Annotated in this window: 17 protein-coding genes; 5 read left to right on the forward strand and 12 right to left on the reverse strand. The window is 40.6% G+C overall.

Annotation, left to right across the window (positions count from 1 at the left end; genetic code table 11):
- The first annotated feature begins 44 nt into the window (after positions 1 to 44).
- From AAEM60_RS21275 to AAEM60_RS21285, 3 genes are all read left to right on the forward strand, one after another.
- Positions 45 to 758, forward strand: coding sequence for a response regulator transcription factor (locus tag AAEM60_RS21275; protein WP_341357066.1), 714 nt, complete (start codon positions 45 to 47; stop codon positions 756 to 758).
- Positions 755 to 2,482 carry a HAMP domain-containing sensor histidine kinase gene (locus AAEM60_RS21280; RefSeq protein WP_341357067.1) on the forward strand — a complete coding sequence of 576 codons (1,728 nt, stop codon included), beginning with the start codon at positions 755 to 757 and terminating at the stop codon, positions 2,480 to 2,482. The genes AAEM60_RS21275 and AAEM60_RS21280 overlap by 4 nt, the downstream gene beginning before the upstream one ends.
- Positions 2,483 to 2,785: 303 nt before the next feature.
- Positions 2,786 to 2,923, forward strand: coding sequence for a hypothetical protein (locus AAEM60_RS21285; protein WP_341357068.1), 138 nt, complete (start codon positions 2,786 to 2,788; stop codon positions 2,921 to 2,923).
- Between the two features lie 163 nt (positions 2,924 to 3,086).
- Here AAEM60_RS21285 and xylB read toward each other — a convergent pair whose 3' ends face one another.
- On the reverse strand, positions 3,087 to 4,583 hold the full coding sequence (gene xylB, locus AAEM60_RS21290) for a xylulokinase (protein WP_341357069.1): 1,497 nt from the start codon (positions 4,581 to 4,583) through the stop codon (positions 3,087 to 3,089).
- A 137-nt stretch (positions 4,584 to 4,720) separates the two neighbouring features.
- Between xylB and AAEM60_RS21295 the strand changes: the two genes are divergently transcribed.
- The gene (locus AAEM60_RS21295) at positions 4,721 to 5,611 is read left to right on the forward strand and encodes an AraC family transcriptional regulator (protein WP_341357070.1); all 891 of its coding nucleotides are present in this window, start codon (positions 4,721 to 4,723) and stop codon (positions 5,609 to 5,611) included.
- Positions 5,612 to 5,615: 4 nt separating this feature from the next.
- Here AAEM60_RS21295 and AAEM60_RS21300 read toward each other — a convergent pair whose 3' ends face one another.
- The 5 genes from AAEM60_RS21300 to AAEM60_RS21320 form a co-directional block, all read right to left on the reverse strand.
- Entirely contained in the window at positions 5,616 to 6,896 is a 1,281-nt protein-coding gene (locus tag AAEM60_RS21300) for a TRAP transporter large permease (RefSeq protein ID WP_341357071.1), read from the reverse strand.
- On the reverse strand, positions 6,896 to 7,387 hold the full coding sequence (locus tag AAEM60_RS21305) for a TRAP transporter small permease (protein ID WP_341357072.1): 492 nt from the start codon (positions 7,385 to 7,387) through the stop codon (positions 6,896 to 6,898). Before AAEM60_RS21305 ends, AAEM60_RS21300 begins: the two co-directional genes overlap by 1 nt.
- A gap of 68 nt (positions 7,388 to 7,455) precedes the next feature.
- Entirely contained in the window at positions 7,456 to 8,490 is a 1,035-nt protein-coding gene (locus tag AAEM60_RS21310; protein ID WP_341357073.1) for a TRAP transporter substrate-binding protein, read from the reverse strand.
- Between the two features lie 19 nt (positions 8,491 to 8,509).
- Positions 8,510 to 8,878 carry an HIT family protein gene (locus AAEM60_RS21315; RefSeq protein WP_341358031.1) on the reverse strand — a complete coding sequence of 123 codons (369 nt, stop codon included), beginning with the start codon at positions 8,876 to 8,878 and terminating at the stop codon, positions 8,510 to 8,512.
- A gap of 43 nt (positions 8,879 to 8,921) precedes the next feature.
- Positions 8,922 to 9,965, reverse strand: coding sequence for an alcohol dehydrogenase catalytic domain-containing protein (locus AAEM60_RS21320; RefSeq protein WP_341357074.1), 1,044 nt, complete (start codon positions 9,963 to 9,965; stop codon positions 8,922 to 8,924).
- Positions 9,966 to 10,259: 294 nt separating this feature from the next.
- Here AAEM60_RS21320 and AAEM60_RS21325 point away from each other — a divergent pair, with 294 nt between their 5' ends.
- Positions 10,260 to 10,802, forward strand: a complete 543-nt coding sequence (locus AAEM60_RS21325; protein WP_341357075.1) for a D-lyxose/D-mannose family sugar isomerase — start codon at positions 10,260 to 10,262, stop codon at positions 10,800 to 10,802.
- A 288-nt stretch (positions 10,803 to 11,090) separates the two neighbouring features.
- On the opposite strand, the gene AAEM60_RS21330 is transcribed toward AAEM60_RS21325, so the two are convergent.
- The 6 genes from AAEM60_RS21330 to AAEM60_RS21355 are packed head-to-tail and all read right to left on the reverse strand — an operon-like array spanning position 11,091 to position 18,019.
- Positions 11,091 to 12,326 carry an MFS transporter gene (locus AAEM60_RS21330; RefSeq protein ID WP_341357076.1) on the reverse strand — a complete coding sequence of 412 codons (1,236 nt, stop codon included), beginning with the start codon at positions 12,324 to 12,326 and terminating at the stop codon, positions 11,091 to 11,093.
- Positions 12,323 to 13,111 carry a cupin-like domain-containing protein gene (locus AAEM60_RS21335; protein WP_341357077.1) on the reverse strand — a complete coding sequence of 263 codons (789 nt, stop codon included), beginning with the start codon at positions 13,109 to 13,111 and terminating at the stop codon, positions 12,323 to 12,325. Before AAEM60_RS21335 ends, AAEM60_RS21330 begins: the two co-directional genes overlap by 4 nt.
- Positions 13,108 to 14,325 (reverse strand): cupin domain-containing protein, encoded by a 1,218-nt coding sequence (locus tag AAEM60_RS21340; protein WP_341357078.1) that lies wholly within the window; start codon positions 14,323 to 14,325, stop codon positions 13,108 to 13,110. The genes AAEM60_RS21335 and AAEM60_RS21340 overlap by 4 nt, the downstream gene beginning before the upstream one ends.
- Positions 14,322 to 15,575: a hypothetical protein gene (locus AAEM60_RS21345; protein ID WP_341357079.1), complete on the reverse strand. Its 1,254-nt coding sequence runs from the start codon at positions 15,573 to 15,575 to the stop codon at positions 14,322 to 14,324. The genes AAEM60_RS21340 and AAEM60_RS21345 overlap by 4 nt, the downstream gene beginning before the upstream one ends.
- The gene (locus AAEM60_RS21350; RefSeq protein ID WP_341357080.1) at positions 15,550 to 16,788 is read right to left on the reverse strand and encodes an arginase family protein; all 1,239 of its coding nucleotides are present in this window, start codon (positions 16,786 to 16,788) and stop codon (positions 15,550 to 15,552) included. The genes AAEM60_RS21345 and AAEM60_RS21350 overlap by 26 nt, the downstream gene beginning before the upstream one ends.
- Positions 16,775 to 18,019 carry a hypothetical protein gene (locus AAEM60_RS21355; RefSeq protein ID WP_341357081.1) on the reverse strand — a complete coding sequence of 415 codons (1,245 nt, stop codon included), beginning with the start codon at positions 18,017 to 18,019 and terminating at the stop codon, positions 16,775 to 16,777. The genes AAEM60_RS21350 and AAEM60_RS21355 overlap by 14 nt, the downstream gene beginning before the upstream one ends.
- Positions 18,020 to 18,592: the final 573 nt, after the last annotated feature.

The raw sequence follows: 18,592 nt of genomic DNA on the forward strand, positions 1-18,592 counted from the left end.
AAATTTAACTCATCCTTAACATTACCTTAAAAAGGAGCCGAGAAATGGAAAAAGGAAAAATACTGATTGTAGACGATGAAGTGGAAATTCTAAAAATGATAAAGCTGGTGTTAAACAAAGAAGGATTCCAGTCGGTGGAAACATGCACAACCGGGGAGGAGGCAATCAAATTAATGGAAGGCAATCGATATGATTTGATCCTTCTGGATGTGATGCTCCCCGATATGCATGGATATGAGATTTGTTCAACGATCAGGAAGAAATCCAACGCTCCGATCTTCTTTATTTCGGCCCGGAATTCTGATCTGGATAAATTGACCGGGTTCACCCATGGCGGTGATGACTATATCACCAAACCGTTCAATCCTCTTGAAGTGGCCGCAAGAGTAAAGGTCCAAATGAAGCGGTATCTTGCCTCTCAAGGAGAGAAGGAAGAAGGAGAAATCCTGGACTTCGGTCATTTTAAGCTGAATACGAAATCGGCAGAGTTATGGGTTGAGGATCGCCTGGTCCCTTGTTCCGCTCAAGTATATAACCTCCTGCTTTTTTTCTGTAAAAACTCTGACAGGATCTTTTCAAAAGAGCAACTCTATCATCAAGTATGGAAAGATCATGTACTGATGGACGATAACACCGTCATGGTCCATATAAGAAAAATCCGCGAAAAAATCGAGAAAAACCCCAGCAAGCCAACTTTTTTGCAAACTGTCAGGGGGCTGGGATATAAGCTGGTAAGCGGAAAGAGCCGGACACTATGAATCTACGAAAAAAACTGACCATACACTTTTTATCGCACTTCATTTTCTTGTTAGTTGTCATCATTGTGCTGATCATCATTGCCCTTGTCACACTGTCCTTCATTATCTCTCAATCTGAGATGAAATCAGACTTCTCAAGAACTTCCAAAGAGTACATTGAACACGCCATAGAGATTAAGGGACAGAAAGTGAACATAAATCAAGATGTGAAAGAATCTGTCAAAAAAAATGAAGGATGGCTGCAAGTCGTTAATCGGGATGGCCGCGTAATCGGTCAATACAATACTCCATCAGAATTGCCCGCTTCCTATACCTTCATGGATATACTCTCCTTAGAGAACCGAATGTACAGAATGAACTATTGGAAAATCCCAGACGGCCACACCGTCATCTATGGGGAAAAAGTAAGAAGCATTAAAATCAAAAATGAACTGACCACATTGGACGACTTTCCCGAAATCAGCAAGGAAGTTCAAGATTATTTAGTTCAAAACGATGCCTGGATACAGATCTATAACTCTGAGGGAGATATGATCAAGGATTACGGAGCACCTAAGACGTTACACTACTCGTTTAACGAACTATTGGGAGTCAAGGAAGAACCGTGGAATTCAAAGTATGACCTTTCGTTATACCGTCCTGACAGCAGTAGTCATTTATATGTAATTGGTACGGAGAATACATACTACAGCCCCGATGCGATCACGGATGGCATGATCGACCGTTCGTTTATCAAAGGCTTCTTGATCGTTTCTACCATTCTTGGCCTAATGATCATATTACTGGGGCTATGGTACGGAAAGAAATTCGGGGTTCCTTTGTTGTATATGATGAAGTGGATCAACGATATGTCTGAAGGAAAATATGTCATCCCTCTAAATAAAAAAGGAGTAAGCCCTTTACTAAATAAAGCAGGAATGCTGCATAAACGATACGCTTTCTTTAAGGATGTCGTTCATTCTTTGGAAAAGCTCACATCCACCTTGAAGAAAAATGAACAAATCCAGAAAAAAATGGACAAAACAAGAGAAGAATGGATTACGGGTCTTTCCCATGATTTAAAGACTCCCATCAGCTCAATCTATGGATACTCCACCCTCCTCGTTTCTGATTCTTATACGTGGAGTCAAAACGAGATGAATGAATTCGGGCAAATCATACAAGACAAATCCCATTATATGAGTGAATTAATTGAAGATCTGAACCTGACGTATCGACTGAAGAATGATGCCCTCCCCCTCCATAAAGAGAGAATCGACGTCATTTCATTCTTGCAAAAATGGATGACCCAGCATCAATCCTCTGATAAACCGATTCTTCTCGAGACAGCCCATCAGGTGGTGTTCCTCGATGTGGATCCAAAATGGTTTACGAGAATTATGAATAATTTAGTGGTCAATGCCATCAAACACAACCCTATCGGGACCATCATTAACATTAGGGTACTGAAGTCAGAGGACTCCATCATCATAAGTGTGGAAGACAACGGGACAGGGATCGATTCTGAAAGCATACAAAACCTATTTAATCAATATTACCGCGGCGGAAATACCAAAGACAGTGATAACGGCTCAGGATTAGGGATGGCCATTGCTCATCAGCTGGTGTCAGCACATGACGGAAAAGTCGAAGTAACGAGTAAGCTGAACACCGGAACAACCATCCGATTGATCTTTCCTCATAAGGGACGGAGGGACAGGTCCCTTGTCCCGAAATCTAAGTAGAGACTGGGGTTATACTCCCCTCCTCTTTTTCACTCTTGGGACAGAGTGCCTGTCCCCCCAACATACATAGATAAGGGAATATCAGAGAAAATGATTCTTTCGTCTGGTATTCTCTTTCTTGTTGAAAGAGAATGTACAATGCTATGATTAACTTCAAATACTAATATATTACATTTTTACATATAAAAGGGTATCGTGAATGTAACAGCTATAATTATTATGAAGAATTCTAACAATCGTGATCATTATTCGAATGTTATACAAAAGCAATAAAACAACAATCAAACAGGAGGTGAACAAGTTATGGCAAGCGTAGCAAAGAAAGAGCACAAAACATTTTTCCAACGATTAAGTTTCGGATTTACCATTTTTTGCGTCGTGTTTCTCATTATGAGGTTTACGGGATTATTAGACCCTGTTATTGAGTTATTTAAAGGATAAAGGGACGAAGGGACAGGTCCCTTGTCCCAGGGTCTAAATAGAGATGAGGGGATTAGTCCCTTCGTCTTTTTCAGTTTTAGGACGGGGTGCCTGTCCCCGTTTCCCACCCTTGCTTCTTGTCCCTCAATAAATATGGGGTTCAGACTTAACGTTCCCGTCCCAATCACCTAAACCTCTTCAATCCTTCGTTCAGTTCTTTCGTTTGCTGATATACTTTTCTGTAAAGTTCATATAAGATTTCATAGGTATCGACGTTTTCAGGATCAGGCACGAAGGAGTCTTCAAAGGATATGAATACTCTGGAGCAATCTTGCAGGGAACTGTACCAGCCGCAGCCATATGCTGCTAGAATGGCGGCTCCTAGCGCAGGGCCTTGTTCGTTCGATAATGTAATGATTTCCGCATTGAATATATCTGCTTGCATTTGGAGCCATTCTTTATTTTTTGTTCCTCCACCTATCGATATGATGGTATCGATTTGACTACGGCTTTGTCTTAAGATATCCAGTGCTTCTTTAAGTGAGAACGTGACGCCCTCCAACACAGCACGGACAAAATGCTTTTTCGTATGATTCGCATCCATTCCTATGAAGCTTGCACGAATTAAAGCATCGGCATGTGGCGTTCGCTCCCCTACTAGATAAGGAGAGAATAAGAGTCCATTTGAGCCGGGTGGAATGTCTTCTATTCCATCAAGAAGAGAAGTAAACGATTCCTTTTCAGCAAAAACGTCCCGAAACCAGCTTAGGCTATAGCCGGCAGACAAGGTTACCCCCATGCTGTAAAAAGCATTTTCCTTCCCATGGTTAAAATAATGGACTTTTCCTTGGTAATCTGTATGATTTGGAGTTTCATAAGAGAGCACCACACCTGACGTTCCAATACTGCATAACGTTTTTCCTTCTGTGAGGATTCCAGCCCCGATAGCACCACAAGCGTTATCCGCTGCGCCTGCAAATACTTTTGTAGATACTGAGAGTCCTGTTTCTTGTGAAAATTCTTCCGTGATATTTCCCATAAAAGCATGAGACTCCACTAATGGAGGATATATTGCAGAATCGATTTCAAATGCCTCACAGATTTCTTGACTCCATTCTTTTTTCTCTACGTTTAGTAAGAGTGTTCCGGCTGCATCGGAGTAATCCATCCCAATGTTTCCTGTAAGTCGATAACGAAGATAGTCTTTAGGCAGTAATATGTGTCTGACCTTCTCAAAGATATCGGGTTCGTTTTCCTTTACCCAAAGTAACTTGGGCAGGGTAAATCCTTCTAATGCTTGGTTCTTTGTAATGGCCAGAAGCTTATCTTTACCCAGCACGTCAACCACTTCTTCACATTGCTTGGACGTTCGCGTATCGTTCCACAGAATGGCATTTCGAAGTACTTGGTTGTTTTCATCCAAAAGAACCAAACCGTGCATTTGACCTGAAAAACTTATTCCTTCAATCTCTTCTTTTTTTCCGTTAAAATTCTTCATTACTTCTGCGAGGATTTCCTTTGTTTTTATGTACCATTGTTCTGTGTCTTGCTCACTAAATCCTGATTTTTCTTGAATCATTGGGTAATGCTTAGATAGGGTTTGATGAACGATCCCCCCTCGATCCACTACTATTGCTTTGACGGCGCTTGAACCCAAATCGATTCCAATTACATATTTCATGTCCATCCCCCCAGTTGTCAGTCGTTCCACGTATATTTGTCAAAATTCTTGCTATCTATGAAAAACACTTATTATTGTGGTAATATTCTAATAACTATCAAGGTAAGTATTCTACTAAAAAAATAGAGGTGGAAAAAGTGTTACGAGATGAGCAATTACGTGTTTTCTGGATGTCCCGCATAGATTACGAGAAAAATACCGGTGTTAGAAGTCATTTCCATGATGATTTGTACCAATTCCTCTATCTTATAGATGGAGAAGGGACAATCCATATTAACGATGAGACATATGAGTTACTCCCTAAGCATGCTTATTTTATTTCAAAAAGATATAAGCATCGTTTTTATTTTACACGCCCTTCCTCCACCATCGATCTAAAATTTGATATGATCAGTAACGACTTGGAAAATCTTTTAAAAGCAGATTGTTTTCCGGTGCCATATTTCATGGGTGATTCTCCCAAGTTGAAAGAATTGTTTAAACTATCCGTTATGAATCTAAAGAATTCCAGCCCCATTATTCCTTACCGGATAGACGTTGGTTTTAAAGACATATTACTGGCCATGATACAGGAAAATTCTTTTACACAAGATACCAGTCCCCGCTCCATGTATTCATTAAAAAGTGAGTTCCACCCTGATTTTCCAGTGATAGACTATCTGTTGGAAAACCTTCAATCCAGCATTACCCTTGAAGATATTGCGAAACATTTCAACTTTCATCCACACTATATCATCGACTTATTCAGGAAGAAATTTGATACAACCCCAATGAAGTTGCTGCAGGAGTTACGGATCGAGAAGTCAAAAGAGTATCTGGAATTCAGCAATTATACCGTTACGGAAATTGCCGAACTTGTTGGCTTATCTGCTCCATATTTCTCAAGGTTGTTCCATTCGAAAGAAGGAATTTCTCCAACAGAGTATAGAGAGCAAGCCCGAACGGTCGTCGGGAAACATATCCTTCTAGAAGAGGATTTTTCGCCTTCCTTAAAAAAACAACCTGAGATTTCTAAAGATATTCTATAATGAATTATTGAAATATGCTTGGTATATATAAGGTTATATGTGGCACAAAAGCAACCAACAACAAGATGGCAAGCATACTGACATAAAATGGAAGTAACGCTTTCACAGCACCTTCAATTGGTATTTTGGCAATAGCACTTCCAATAAACAAGGCTCCTCCAACCGGGGGAGTGACAAGACCAATCGCCATACAGATCATCATGACAATCCCGTAATGTATAGGGTCCATCCCGATACTTGTTGCAATTGGTAACAGGATTGGTGTGGTAATCAAAATAATGGGGGCAACATCTAAGATCATACCAAGCATCAACAAAATAAAAATGATGATGAGTGTGATCAGAATCGGATTACTGGTTAAACTTAATAGATTTTCTGAAATGAGTGCAGGAACCCTCAATAAAGCTAGCAACCAAGCAAATCCACTCGATGTCGCAATCAAAAATAATACCAAGGCCAGCGTTTTAAATGTTCGTCTTAATACAGGGATAATCATGGATAATGGTACTTCCTTATTGAAGACAAAGCTGACAACAAATGCATACACAACCGCAATGGCTGCAGATTCTGTGACCGTGAATATACCTGTCATAATTCCACCGATAATGATGACACCCGTCATTAAACCAGGGATACTTCCCTTGATGGCAGCAAGGATTTCCATAAAAGATGACGGTTTTTCTGCTGGGTACTTTCTTTTGACCGCAATTAGATAAGCAGTAACCATCAGTCCAAGGCCTAGGAGAATTCCAGGAATGATGCCTCCGAGAAATAAAGAGCTGATGGAGAGCCCTCCTCCAGCTGCCAATGCATAAATGATCATGTTGTGGCTTGGTGGAATGACAATGCCCTGGGTCGCTGAGGTAACAGTTACAGCTACTGAATAATCCGCGTCATACCCCTTTTTCTTCATCATCGGGATCATGACCGAACCCGTGGAAGATGTATCTGCCAAGGCGGATCCCGATATACCGCCAAAGAGCATACTTGAACTGACATTCACCATCCCTAGACCGCCACGGAACCTTCCAACAATCACATCAGAAAGTTTGATCAGTCGCTGTGAAATTCCACCAGCATTCATGATTTCACCTGCCAGGATAAAGAACGGGATAGCCAATAACGGAAAGCTGTTTACTCCCGCAACCATGCGCTGTGCAAGAACGGACATTGGAATATCAAGAAGGAAGGCAACCGCCATGGATGTCAAGCCCATTGCCAAGGCCACCGGTACCCCAATCACTAAAAATACAAGGAATAATACGATCAAAGTGGCGATAGCCATTACCCCTCCACCTCACTTTCTTCTTTCACACCTTGCCAAAACCCTAAAAATTCGGAAAGCAAATAGATTATGACCAGCGCACCCGCTGCAGGTACGACAACATAAAGGAGGGCTGAAGGTACACCGATACCGGGGATACTGGAATCCAGCATTTTATAAGAAAACTTACTTCCTTCAATCAGCATGAAGAAACCGAATAAAATAGCTAATAGGCGCTGTAGTACATTCAATACACGCTGAAGCTTTTTGGGCATTTTATCCTCAAAAAGAGTGATTCTAATGTGACTGTTATCCTGAAAACCGATGGCAATACCAAGAAAGCCAATCCACACCATCAGTAGTAGGGACATTGGTTGAATCCAAGTCGGTGTATAGTTCAACCCAAACCTCGAGATGACTTGGTAACTAATGATAACGGTCATGACCACAATCATTAGTAGAACGAAGGATTCTGTTATCTTCCTCACAGTTAAAAGAGCTCTGTTAATCATGTAGTCTCCTCCTTACTTATTCCTTTTTAAAATAGGCAAAGAGTAGGAATACCCTTTGCCCCAATGTTCTATCTTGCTTCATCAATCGCGTCGAATAAAGGACCATATGTTGACTCATATTCTTTATAAAGCGGTTGGACCTTCTCCCTGAATTTAGCTCGTTCTTCATCGGACAATTCCACCACGTTATTTCCTGATTCCATTACACGATCCATCGAGGTTTGGGCATATTTATCGTACTGCTCCAATTGCGTTTTTTCTGATTCCAATGCAGCTTCTTTAATGATTTTCTGATCGTCCTCGGAAAGCTTATCCCAAGAGCTCTTACTCATGAATAATACTCCCGGGATTCTCAAATGTTCGGAGAGTGTGAAGTTCTTGGCCACTTCAAAATGACCGTCTGCTACATAAGTGCTGACATTATTCTCTCCTCCCTCGATGACTCCCATTTGTAAAGCGCTGTACACCTCAGAAGCAGCAAGTGGTGTAGGTGAAGTTCCCAGCTTTTTAAAGGCGTCAATGAGGATGTCATTTTGCATTACACGAATCTTTTTCCCTTTTATGTCCTTGACTGTTTCAATTGGTTCAGTCGAATAAAAGCTTCTTGCACCTGCGTCATAGAAAGCCAGCCCAATAAGATCTGATTCTTCTAAATCAGAAAATAAATCTTCTCTTAACGATGATTCCAACGCATTCCACATATGTTCCCTGCTATCAAATAGGAACGGGAAGCTAAAGATTCCCAGACTATCTGCAAATTGCGTTAACGGACCTGCATTCGCTCTTCCTATATCAATGATACCTACTTGAGTCTGTTCAATGGTGGTCGTTTCATCTCCAAGCTGACCACCAGTATATACTTCCACTTTTATTCTTCCATCAGAAAGTTCCTCTACCTTTTTAGCAAACTCTTTTTCTGCTATGGAATCTGGATAATCATCTACTTGAGGCTCTGAGAGTTTCAATACAATTTGATCACCGGATTTGACAGCGCTATCATTTTTGTCACTACTTGTGGTTCCCTTGGAAGAACAGCCTACGATACCAGCAACCATTAGTAATACGGACATAAATATCACAAGCTTCCTATTCAACCTATTCATCTTTGTGGTACCCCCTCATTCATAATTGGTCTTTAATCGTTTTAATCAATAGTTCATATTCCGCTTCATTCATAAACTTCTTATGTGTTGGAGCATTCACGAAGGCCTCACCCCACTTTTCTCCATTTTCATATTTAGGGACAATATGAAAATGGAGATGGGAAACGACATCCCCATAGATGGCATAGTTGATCTTCTGGGGTCGAAGGGCTTCCTGCAAAGCTTTAGCAGCCTTTGCTACATCCTCCATAAATGCCTGGAGTTCAAAGGGTGTCAGTTCAAACAATTCTCTTTTATGACCGTTGAAAGCCAGAATGGATCTGCCTCGATGGGTTTGATCCCTATTAAGATAGAAGGTCGAGGTGGTTAAGACCTCCATTCTAATCATCAAATCGCTTAACCTGCTGTCTTTTTTGCAGTAAAAACAGGTGTCACTCATTGGTTCCCTCCACTTCACAATCAATCATGACGTGGATCGTGTCCCCGCGATGGTTATTCCTTGTCTTGAAAGCTTCATCGACTTTAGACAAGGGGAAAATGTGAGTGATGGTTTCCTTTGTATTTACAAGACCATCCATTACGAGTTTCAGTCCTTCTTCAAAATAACGGCGGTTGTCTATATCCCTTTTAGGTTCTGTCGATAAGATATCAAGACGCTTCTTATGAACCTTAAAGAAATCGATTGGTTCATGACAGGTGCCGATACATCCGTACATCACGATTCTTCCGTTTTGTGCAGCTGCATCGATTGCGTCCACCATTCCAGAGCCTTCGAGGAGGCAAGGGATGACGATGTCAAATCCTTCAGGAAAATTCTCTCCCACTACATCCATGGTTTTCGCATCTGCCGATGGCATTTTATACGTATGGGTAGCCCCATATTTCTTTGCCAATTCCAGCTTTTCATCAAACAAGTCTGTTACCACTAAATTTTTCGGGCTGTAAAGTTTCACTACTTGAGTCAATGCAAGCCCGCTTACTCCCTGCCCCATAATGAGTACATTTTTGTTTGGGGATATATCAGCATTTTCTGCGGCGGATAATAATGCTGGTACTACTTCTATTAATGAACCTTCTATTAATGGCAGTTCTTTAGGAAGCACTTTAACGGAGAAGGGTTTGCAGCACACGTACTCTGCGAAGGCCCCCCAGATATAACGAAGAGCTACATGATCTCCCACTTTCAACCCTAGGACATTATCTCCGACTTTATCAATGACACCCGCTACTTCGTGTCCCAGCCGTGTCGGGTAAGAGATAAATTCTGGCTCACGGACCCCGCGATAAACTTCCACATCACTTCCACAAATGCCGACCCATTTTACTTTGATTCTGACTTCCCCTTCAGCCGGCTCCGGGATCGCTGCCCGTTTAATTTCTATTTTTTCTATGTCTGATAATACTGCACACATTTGAGTCCCTACTCCATCATGCTCCACTAATTGCATTGGAGGTACGGTCATTTTACTTACCATAATTTAATCTCTCTCCTTCGTTGTTCGTTTTTTTGTAACCACTTACATTTGTATTTCTACTATAGGTGAGGAGTAAGGATAGTTCTATGGAGAGAATTCAAATGAATTTAACCAAAATTCAGATTTGTATAAAAATAACCTATTACCGTCTCGAGTTAACGGGATTTCATGAGATAGGACTGATTTATGGATATCTGAATATCAGATAAGAGAACACTCATATCTGTCATAGAAAAAATTAAGGTAGTACATTATGCTTCAGGGAGTGACATCACTACTATAGGAGGGATCATTATGCTTTCACGTGAAGAATTTAATCAAATAAAGACGGAAACATTGGCTTATTTCCAGAAGGCAAACATTAGATTAACGGATAATGAAATAGAAAGGATCGAGGTAGCGGATTTCGGGCTCAATCGAATAAAAGAATTGGGATTACAGTTAATTGAGTACGTAAATACAGAACGCTGTTGTGCAAAAGATCTCGTGCTCCTTCCCAGGCAAACATGCCCTGAGCACTTACATCCCCCAGTAGGAGAATCGCCAGGGAAAGAGGAAACGTTCAGATGCCGCCTTGGAACCGTCTACTTATATGTACCGGGTCCAACAACAGAAAGTCCAAGAGCGATTATTCCCGAAGACAAACATGACACCTTCACTGTTTGGAATGAGATCATTCTTAAAGAGGGAGAACAATATACTATCCATCCAAATACTCTCCATTGGTTTCAAGCAGGAGAGGAAGGGGCCATCGTATCTGAATTTTCGACAAAAAGTACGGATGAGAATGATATATTTACAGATAAAAGTATTGAGAGGATTCCGGTTGTGGAGTAAGGGACGGAGGGACAGGTCCCTTGTCCCAGGGTCTGAATTGAGACGCGGTGGTTTGTTCCCTCGTCTCTCTCACTTTTAGGACGGGTGTCTTGTCCCCACGTCCCTATTAAACAACTGTTTAAAGGTCTAAAAAGGAGAATCAAGCCACTTCGAGAACCTAATCAAACGTTTGTTTAGTGGGCCATAGGGACAGGTGCCTTGTCCCAGAACCAAAATAAAGACGAAGGGATGAATCCCCTCGTCGCTTTTATGTTTGGGACAGGGTGCTGTCCCAAAGTCCCTATTTTATTACGCTTCTATTTCGATTGCTTTATCAAACTCGACTTTTCTAACATCTTTGAAATAGATCACCCATGTATTTAAGATGAACACTAAAGATGCTAAGAGAATAAGAGTCCATGTCATGCCAAGCGCTTCAGACAGCGGGCCGGCCAATACGAATCCCACTGGCATAAATACAAAGGAAACAAAGGAATCCAATGAACCGATTCTGGAGAGCATGTGCTCGGGTACCTTCTGCTGAACAAGTGTATCCCAGAACACCGCACTGATAATAATACTTGCGCTGGCAAACATAGCCACGATCATGATCAACCAGTGTGAAGCCGGTCCAATCAGCATGAGAATCTCAAGTGGCACTAAAACGGTCATTAAGGTAAATGCAAACTTTAATGGATTCTTGGGCTTTAAATTATGAGATAATAAACCTCCAAGTAAGCCGCCAACCGATGCAGCGGTTAAAATTAATCCCCACTTCTTCGGACCATCTAATTGATCTATAAGGGCTAGTGGCCCCAGGACATTAAATGCTGCAACTGCAAAATTCAACAGGGAGAATGTGACAAGGGATTTCCATATCCAAGTATGACTTCGGGCTACTTTTATCCCTTCTTTTAAATCTTGCCAATAGGAGTTATCTACGCTGGTTTCCGACTTGTATTTAGGTAAAACCATAAGCATGAGGAGCAGGCTTACAAAGAATGTCATGGCATCAATGAAAAAGATTACGTCAAATCCGACCAATACGACCAATATCCCCGCTATTGCAGGACCTGCTATTTCAAATATGCTATTCACGATGCTTAGAAGTGAATTAGCCTGTTGAAGCTGGTTTTTTTTAACAATTTGTGGGATCAATCCACCTGATGCAGGGGAGTGAAAGGCACTTACTGCCCCATATAGTAATGCCGAAGCTACTAAATGCCATAGTTCAATGGAATGCGTGAAAAATAAATAAGCAATCAATAAATGGTTGGCCCCTTGGAGCAGGTCTGAACATATGAGAATGGCCTTTCTTGAAATACGATCGGCCCAAACCCCTCCAAACATGACAAACACCACTCTTGAAACCCAAAGTGCCCCCAGCACGAGACCGAGACTGGTTGCGCTTCCTGTAACCTCCAATACGGCAAATGTAATGGTGACAGGTATAAGGGTATTACCAATAGAAGAAATGACATGTGACAGCCAAAACGTAAGAAAGTTCAGATCTTTTAGAACATGTGTAGTTAAATGAGTTTTCATTGAATTCCTCCTGCGGTTGATAGACTGGATGTACCTTTCATTTCCTTTAGCTTGTTGAGTACTTTGAGCCAGGCTTCCTTCTTCCTTTTCTCAAGATAGATCTCTGCAAGATGTACGTTACTTTCGTTGAGAAAATTCCCCGTGACGGAAACCGTTGGTTCGAGGTTAACTACTTCATGTGCCCAACCACTCGGTGTGAAAACCAAATCTCCCGGAAACTGAAGAACTTCCACTTCGAATCGGGAAGAAGGAAACTCGGATGTATATCCATCATCTAATATATTCTTGGCAATAGATTCTGAAGGAGATAGGAACCTCCACTTTTTCGTTCCACTTAACAGTAAATTCCATGCACTGCTCATCATTACATCAATGTGAAGGGCAGTAGCGGATGATTGGGGACCTAGAAATAACCAGAGCCAGGGTGGCTTCACTCCTTTGGGTAAAGAGTCTAACCAATTAGAAAAAGTTGGAGGGAGCTCGATTTTCTCCATGATCTCGTCTAACATTTCCTCGTTACGCAGATTGGACGCATACCATGGTTCCCTATCACACGTTCTTTTCATATACTTCAAATATTCTTCTATGGTAAATTCCCGGGTCTCCCGCTTCCCTTTTTGGCTTGCTGCAATTAAGGAAGCACTATGTTTCGGAGACTCAATAGTATTCGATAAAAGATCGTAACATGCCGGCACTGATAAATGCCTTCTTATTATAAATGGCTGGTTCAATGCATCTAATGAGATTTCTTCCTCTTTGGTCAATTCGTTAACGGTGATAGTCATTTCATACCTCCGTGTACTTTACACGTACAAGCAATTTCGATACTTTTGTTCAAATAGAGTAACTTAATCAATTGTAACGCTACAGTTTCTTCTCCTACTTCATCTACTATGTCCTTTAAAGAGAACTTTCGAGTTTTGTGAATAAAGTTCACTGCTTTTTCAATTACTGGATCATAATTCAATGTACATTTCCTGCCTCGTAGATAAAGGATTAGTTCACTACCCACTTTTTTTATTGGTATTTCAGTATTCTTCCGTACTTTAAAACAGGACTTTGTAAAATCAACCGAAGCCGGCTGTTTTATACCAGTTGGATTTCCTATAAAGCCACCATTGCTTTTGATTTTATTTCGCTGGTCGAGTACTCCTTGGAAGAGTAATTCCCCAAGATCTTTATAGTTTATATTCAATTCTTTTTCTATTATGGAATGAAATTGTTCCTCAATAGAATTTTCTTTTGACCAGGATAAGGTTAAAGATTCGGCTGGCTGATGCTTCAAATTAGCTATCCCTGAACGAACTAACGAGGAAGCGCTGCTTGGAAACAAAGCCGTCCCCAGTGTAACTGAAAAATCCGGGGTATAAAGCAAATGATACATTTTGCTTGGAATGAAAATCATATCACCGGGTTCGAGTACAACATGTACAGCAGATTTTTCCCACTCTGATCCAGACTCCAACAGATCTGTTCTCCCAGTGATACTTGGATCTGGTTCTGATTCCCAGTACCAAATCTCTTTATTCGATGGTCCACAATGAATCAGGAAGATAGGTTCGTTATCCGGGTGAATACCAAATGGAGTATATCCATAGTTACCAAATATCGCATAAGAATCCGCACCCATTACCAGGTCCTTTTCACCCAAATTAGCCAGCACCTTAGAAGTAAGGATCTCATGTACTTTTTCACTATAATCCGTTATCCGGTCAAATAATACGCAGAATTCGTCATCTCCAAGCCAATGAGAAAACCATTGTTCCAATGAATCATAATTCCCTACTGGAGAGTCTTTCAATTTATTTCTTAACCATGGCTTGACTGCATCCTTAACATTAATATTCATTTGGGGAATTCTCTCACTATTTTGCACTTCCCCCACAAAATCAGTGTAAATTTCATCCCAATCCATCTTTTCCAGAAATGATTTCCAAACGACTGGGCGTGTAAAGTGACCGGTTTCTTCCTCCAGATTATATAATGCGGTTATACTCATTTTCCGTCCTCCTTTACGATTAAGCCCTTATATTGAATGGCACAATCAACCAAGAACGCAGCCACTTCGGAAGATAGTACGTTTGTCATTTCCTCAATGAGACCCGAGTACGTTATCTCGTTCTTACCATCCATTATTTCGATACACTGAGCAATGCCGGGTATATTATTAAGCTGGAGAAGCCTCCCGCGAATAAATAATGTGATCTTTTCTTCTTCAATGATGTGAAGGATAGGAAAACATGAAGGTTTAATCAATGTTGCATGACTCAAATCATTAGTAGTATCCATTTCTTTCAGGATAGGTTTGTGTATAGCGTAGCCATTGCTTTTTAGTAGAAGATGATAAAAATAAGATCCTTGCTTTATTCCCTTTTCAAGATCATCCCGATGAGACTTTGTTATGGAATCAATTTGCTCATATATACTATTTTCCAAGTTTTCTTCTTGTACAAAATAATGAGGCTGATTGCCGTTTAGTTTTGTTAGCATCTTTATGCCTTCTGTCCCAACCGTCCCTGCGGAAGAAGGATAGAGGATGAATCCTAAAAATGAAGAAAACCCTACGTTCTTAAATACATGAAAATCTCCCTTCGGAATAAACAGACAATCACCGGGTTTCAAAATATAATGGGTAGCGTGTTCTACAAGGTTTTCAGGATCAAAACGGCGATCTGAACTTCCGGTTAACCTTACGTAATCCTCTCTCTTCCATATCCAGACGTGCTTTTCTTCCGGTCCAAGATGAAAGATCAAGGAATGGTCTGGATCTTCATGTATCCCAAAAGGCGTATATCCGGCATTCGCAATAAAGGCATACGCATCTACTCCTGCAAGCGGAACACCAACATGGTCAATAATCGGTCTGATTACTTCAGACGTTACTTTCGTATGTAGCCTGTCATTCCATTTCATGACTCCATTAAAGGTAAAGCAGTAATCTTCGTACCCGATCGTTTCTTTAATCCATTCATCCAAATCCTCTTCATGGTCAAAACGTGTATTCCATAGTTTTTCGAGAAGATCATAACGTTGGCCATTATCAATGAAAACCCTTAAATTTGCTTTTTCTTTATGACCTTCCACTTTGGTAATGGCATGTTTCAGTTCAGTCGTTACTTGCTCTGGATTTAGCAGCATATCGGGTATCAATGCATAGTCTTCTAAGCCATTCGTTTCTTGAATCAACCTTTTTATCCAATTATCAGCTACGATCGGATCAACGTTATTTGGTTTGGTAACCAGTTTCATTTTCTTCACCTCTATATGTTTTATTATGTTGATTTAATATCAGTTGGGTAGCCAAGTTGGCTGCTGATAATGCAGCTAAATTAGGCTTCTTATCTCCGGCACACACTTCTACGAAATCTGCGCCTACCACATTGAAATGGGTACTCAAGTACTCCATGAGGGAAGACGCCTGATGATAGGAGATTCCCCCGATAACCGGCCATGCCACTTCTGGTGCATGAACAGGATCAAGCACGTCTACATCGAATGAAATATAAATTGGAGTATTTCTATCCAGGGTTGAAAAGATCGAGGTCGCATTTTCCATAGAATGAATATCATTCGATGAATACACATACAAACTGTTCGATAATCCCATTTCATTCGTAGACTTTCTTTCAAACTGGCGGATGCCCACTTGGATTAACTTATAAAAGTTCTTCTCTTTCATTAATTCACTGAACACATTTCCAATCGTAAGACCATTTGTATTTCTTAATTGGCTTTCATAACGGTCAGTATGTGCATCAAAATGGATGATCGTTAGGTTTTCATACTTATCCATAAGGGTTGAGACGACTGGGTAAGTCACCGTGTGATCCCCTCCCAGAACAATCGGCTTCAGCTGGTGATCAGACATTTTATCAACGATATAGCTTACTTTTTTGTTCACATCTTCTATGGTCTCAATCCGCGAATCATAGCTTACATCTCCTGCGTCATAAGGCGTAACGCTTTTCGCTTTGAAGCTTCTTGAGTAATTCATATCGAGTAAATACTCTTCATCAGAGGGAATGGGATCAAAGAGTTTGATATTGGATCTTATTAATGCTGTTCCATTAACGGGACTCATATTCCCTTTATGTTCGTAGGATACAGGAATGCCTAAGAAACAAAATCGATGATTGAATCCCTTGTTTTTCAATTGGTTGAGATCCAACTTCTCACCGATGGTATCCTTAGGTTGTGTAACAAGTCCATTCCTGTAGAGAGAATGCACTTCCTGAGGGATTATGATAGACTCACCCAGCAATAACTCCAGTACTTTTCCAGTCAATCCCTTTTCTTCTAATTCTTCAAGGCTACTGGGCTCTTTCACCATCTCGATCACTTTGCTGAAATGAAGATTCGTTTGGATTTTCTTTTTCTCAAAGGGAAGGATTATGTTCAGAACTTCATCTTTTCGTTCAACTGCAATAGTAGGGTTGAGGACAAAATGTTTAAGCATACTCATGAATTCCCACCTCAAGGACCCCGCACTTATATAAGGTTTTACATAGTAAATAGATGGAGTCCTCATTGACCTGATCATGAAATGTCTTTACTAACTCTTTAACGTTTAAAGAGCATTCCATATTTAACTTCTTCATTATTTCAAGAATGACATCATGCTTGACAAGGCTAATCATATTAGCCCTCGCAAACACATCCAGACCATCCTCCTTTTCCAACACCAGCAGCTTGAAGGGAGTAGTCAATGAAATCGAGCTATCTTTCCAAGCAGCAAGAGCAGGAAATTCCTTTTCAGTTGTTTTAGTAGGCACTCTGAACCCCAAATTACTTCTGATTCGAAGAACATACTGAATAATGGCTTCTTCTGCAGGATCACTGGATTTAATAATTTCTTTTAATGGTATAATCCCGTTTTTTTGATTATTTTCCACGTGAAGCGTTTGTTTAATGATGGATTTTATATCTATGGAGCCAGGATCACCTAATTCATGTCGGGCCAGTTCCATTGCCCGTTTAAATAGATCATTTTCATCAAATCTAATCATGGCGACTGCTAATGAAACACTGAAATCAGTATTCTCCCCAACGTGAAAATATTTACTGGCTGGAAGGAAAAACCAATCATTTTCCGCTATTGTGTTTTTCTGGGAATGAGAGAATAATTGTGAGGAAGGATTAATCAATGGTTCATATGAACCTCTGACTTTCTTATATGTTTCTGGCTCCCACAAATACATATATCTTTCGTTGGGTCCCAGATTTAAATGGAGGGCCTCTGAAATCTCATCAATGTGGACCCCAAATGGAGTATACGTCGTATTTCCGATAAAATATGTAACCTCTAAATGCAACAACTCCTCATTGAGTTGCCCTTTGGCTGCTTCGAACAGGCTCCCGCACCAATTAACTATAGGGTTATACCATTTTTCGACCCGGTTGATAACCACAAGAAAATCCTGACCTTTAAATGTCCTTCTTCCCCATTCCTCTATTTCCCCGAAAGAATGAGGAGGATTCAAAAGAATATATTCTTCTAAATCCTCACGTGATTCACCATTAACATAAATGCGTAGGTTATTCCTATAAGAATCATCTGTTCCGGCGGATTTGGCCATCGATAAGAGTGTATGAAATGGAGCTTCATAGACGTTTGTAATGTCCAATTGATTCTTCAATGCTGCCGGTTCCATAAAATTCTTTGTAGATGCTTGCAACTCTTGAAATAGACTCATTTATTACTCCTCCTTAGAAGTTTAAACCAAAGATCGAGGGCCACAGTTCCTCATATCCCGGTGATTATGTAGATTCTATTAGTGACCTACATGTGTTACTGGACGCGCTGCCAGTTCTTCATCTCTTAATTCAGAGAAACTGATATCAAGATCCTTCAATGATACTTTTTCTTCGTTCTTTTTCATTTCTGCCATGATGATTTCCTCCTATTCTATTAGTGAGTGTATTAGTGACCTACATGTGTTACTGGGCGTGCTGCCAGTTCTTCGTCTCTTAATTCAGAGAAACGGATATCAAGATCCTTCAATGATACTTTTTCTTCGTTCTTTTTCATTTCTGCCATGATGATTTCCTCCCATTCTATTAGTGAGTGTATTAGTGACCTACATGTGTTACTGGGCGTGCTGCCAGCTCTTCGTCTCTTAATTCAGAGAAACGGATATCAAGATCCTTCAATGATACTTTCTCCTCGTTCTTTTTCATTTCTGCCATGAGATTCCCCTCCCTTCAATACAATTTTCGGGTAAGAGTTTTTATTGTGGCCCTCGATCTTTGGTTTAACCTATTTCTTA

Origin of the sequence: Rossellomorea sp. y25, assembly GCF_038049935.1 — a bacterium.
In the GTDB taxonomy this organism is placed as follows: Bacteria; Bacillota; Bacilli; order Bacillales; family Bacillaceae_B; genus Rossellomorea.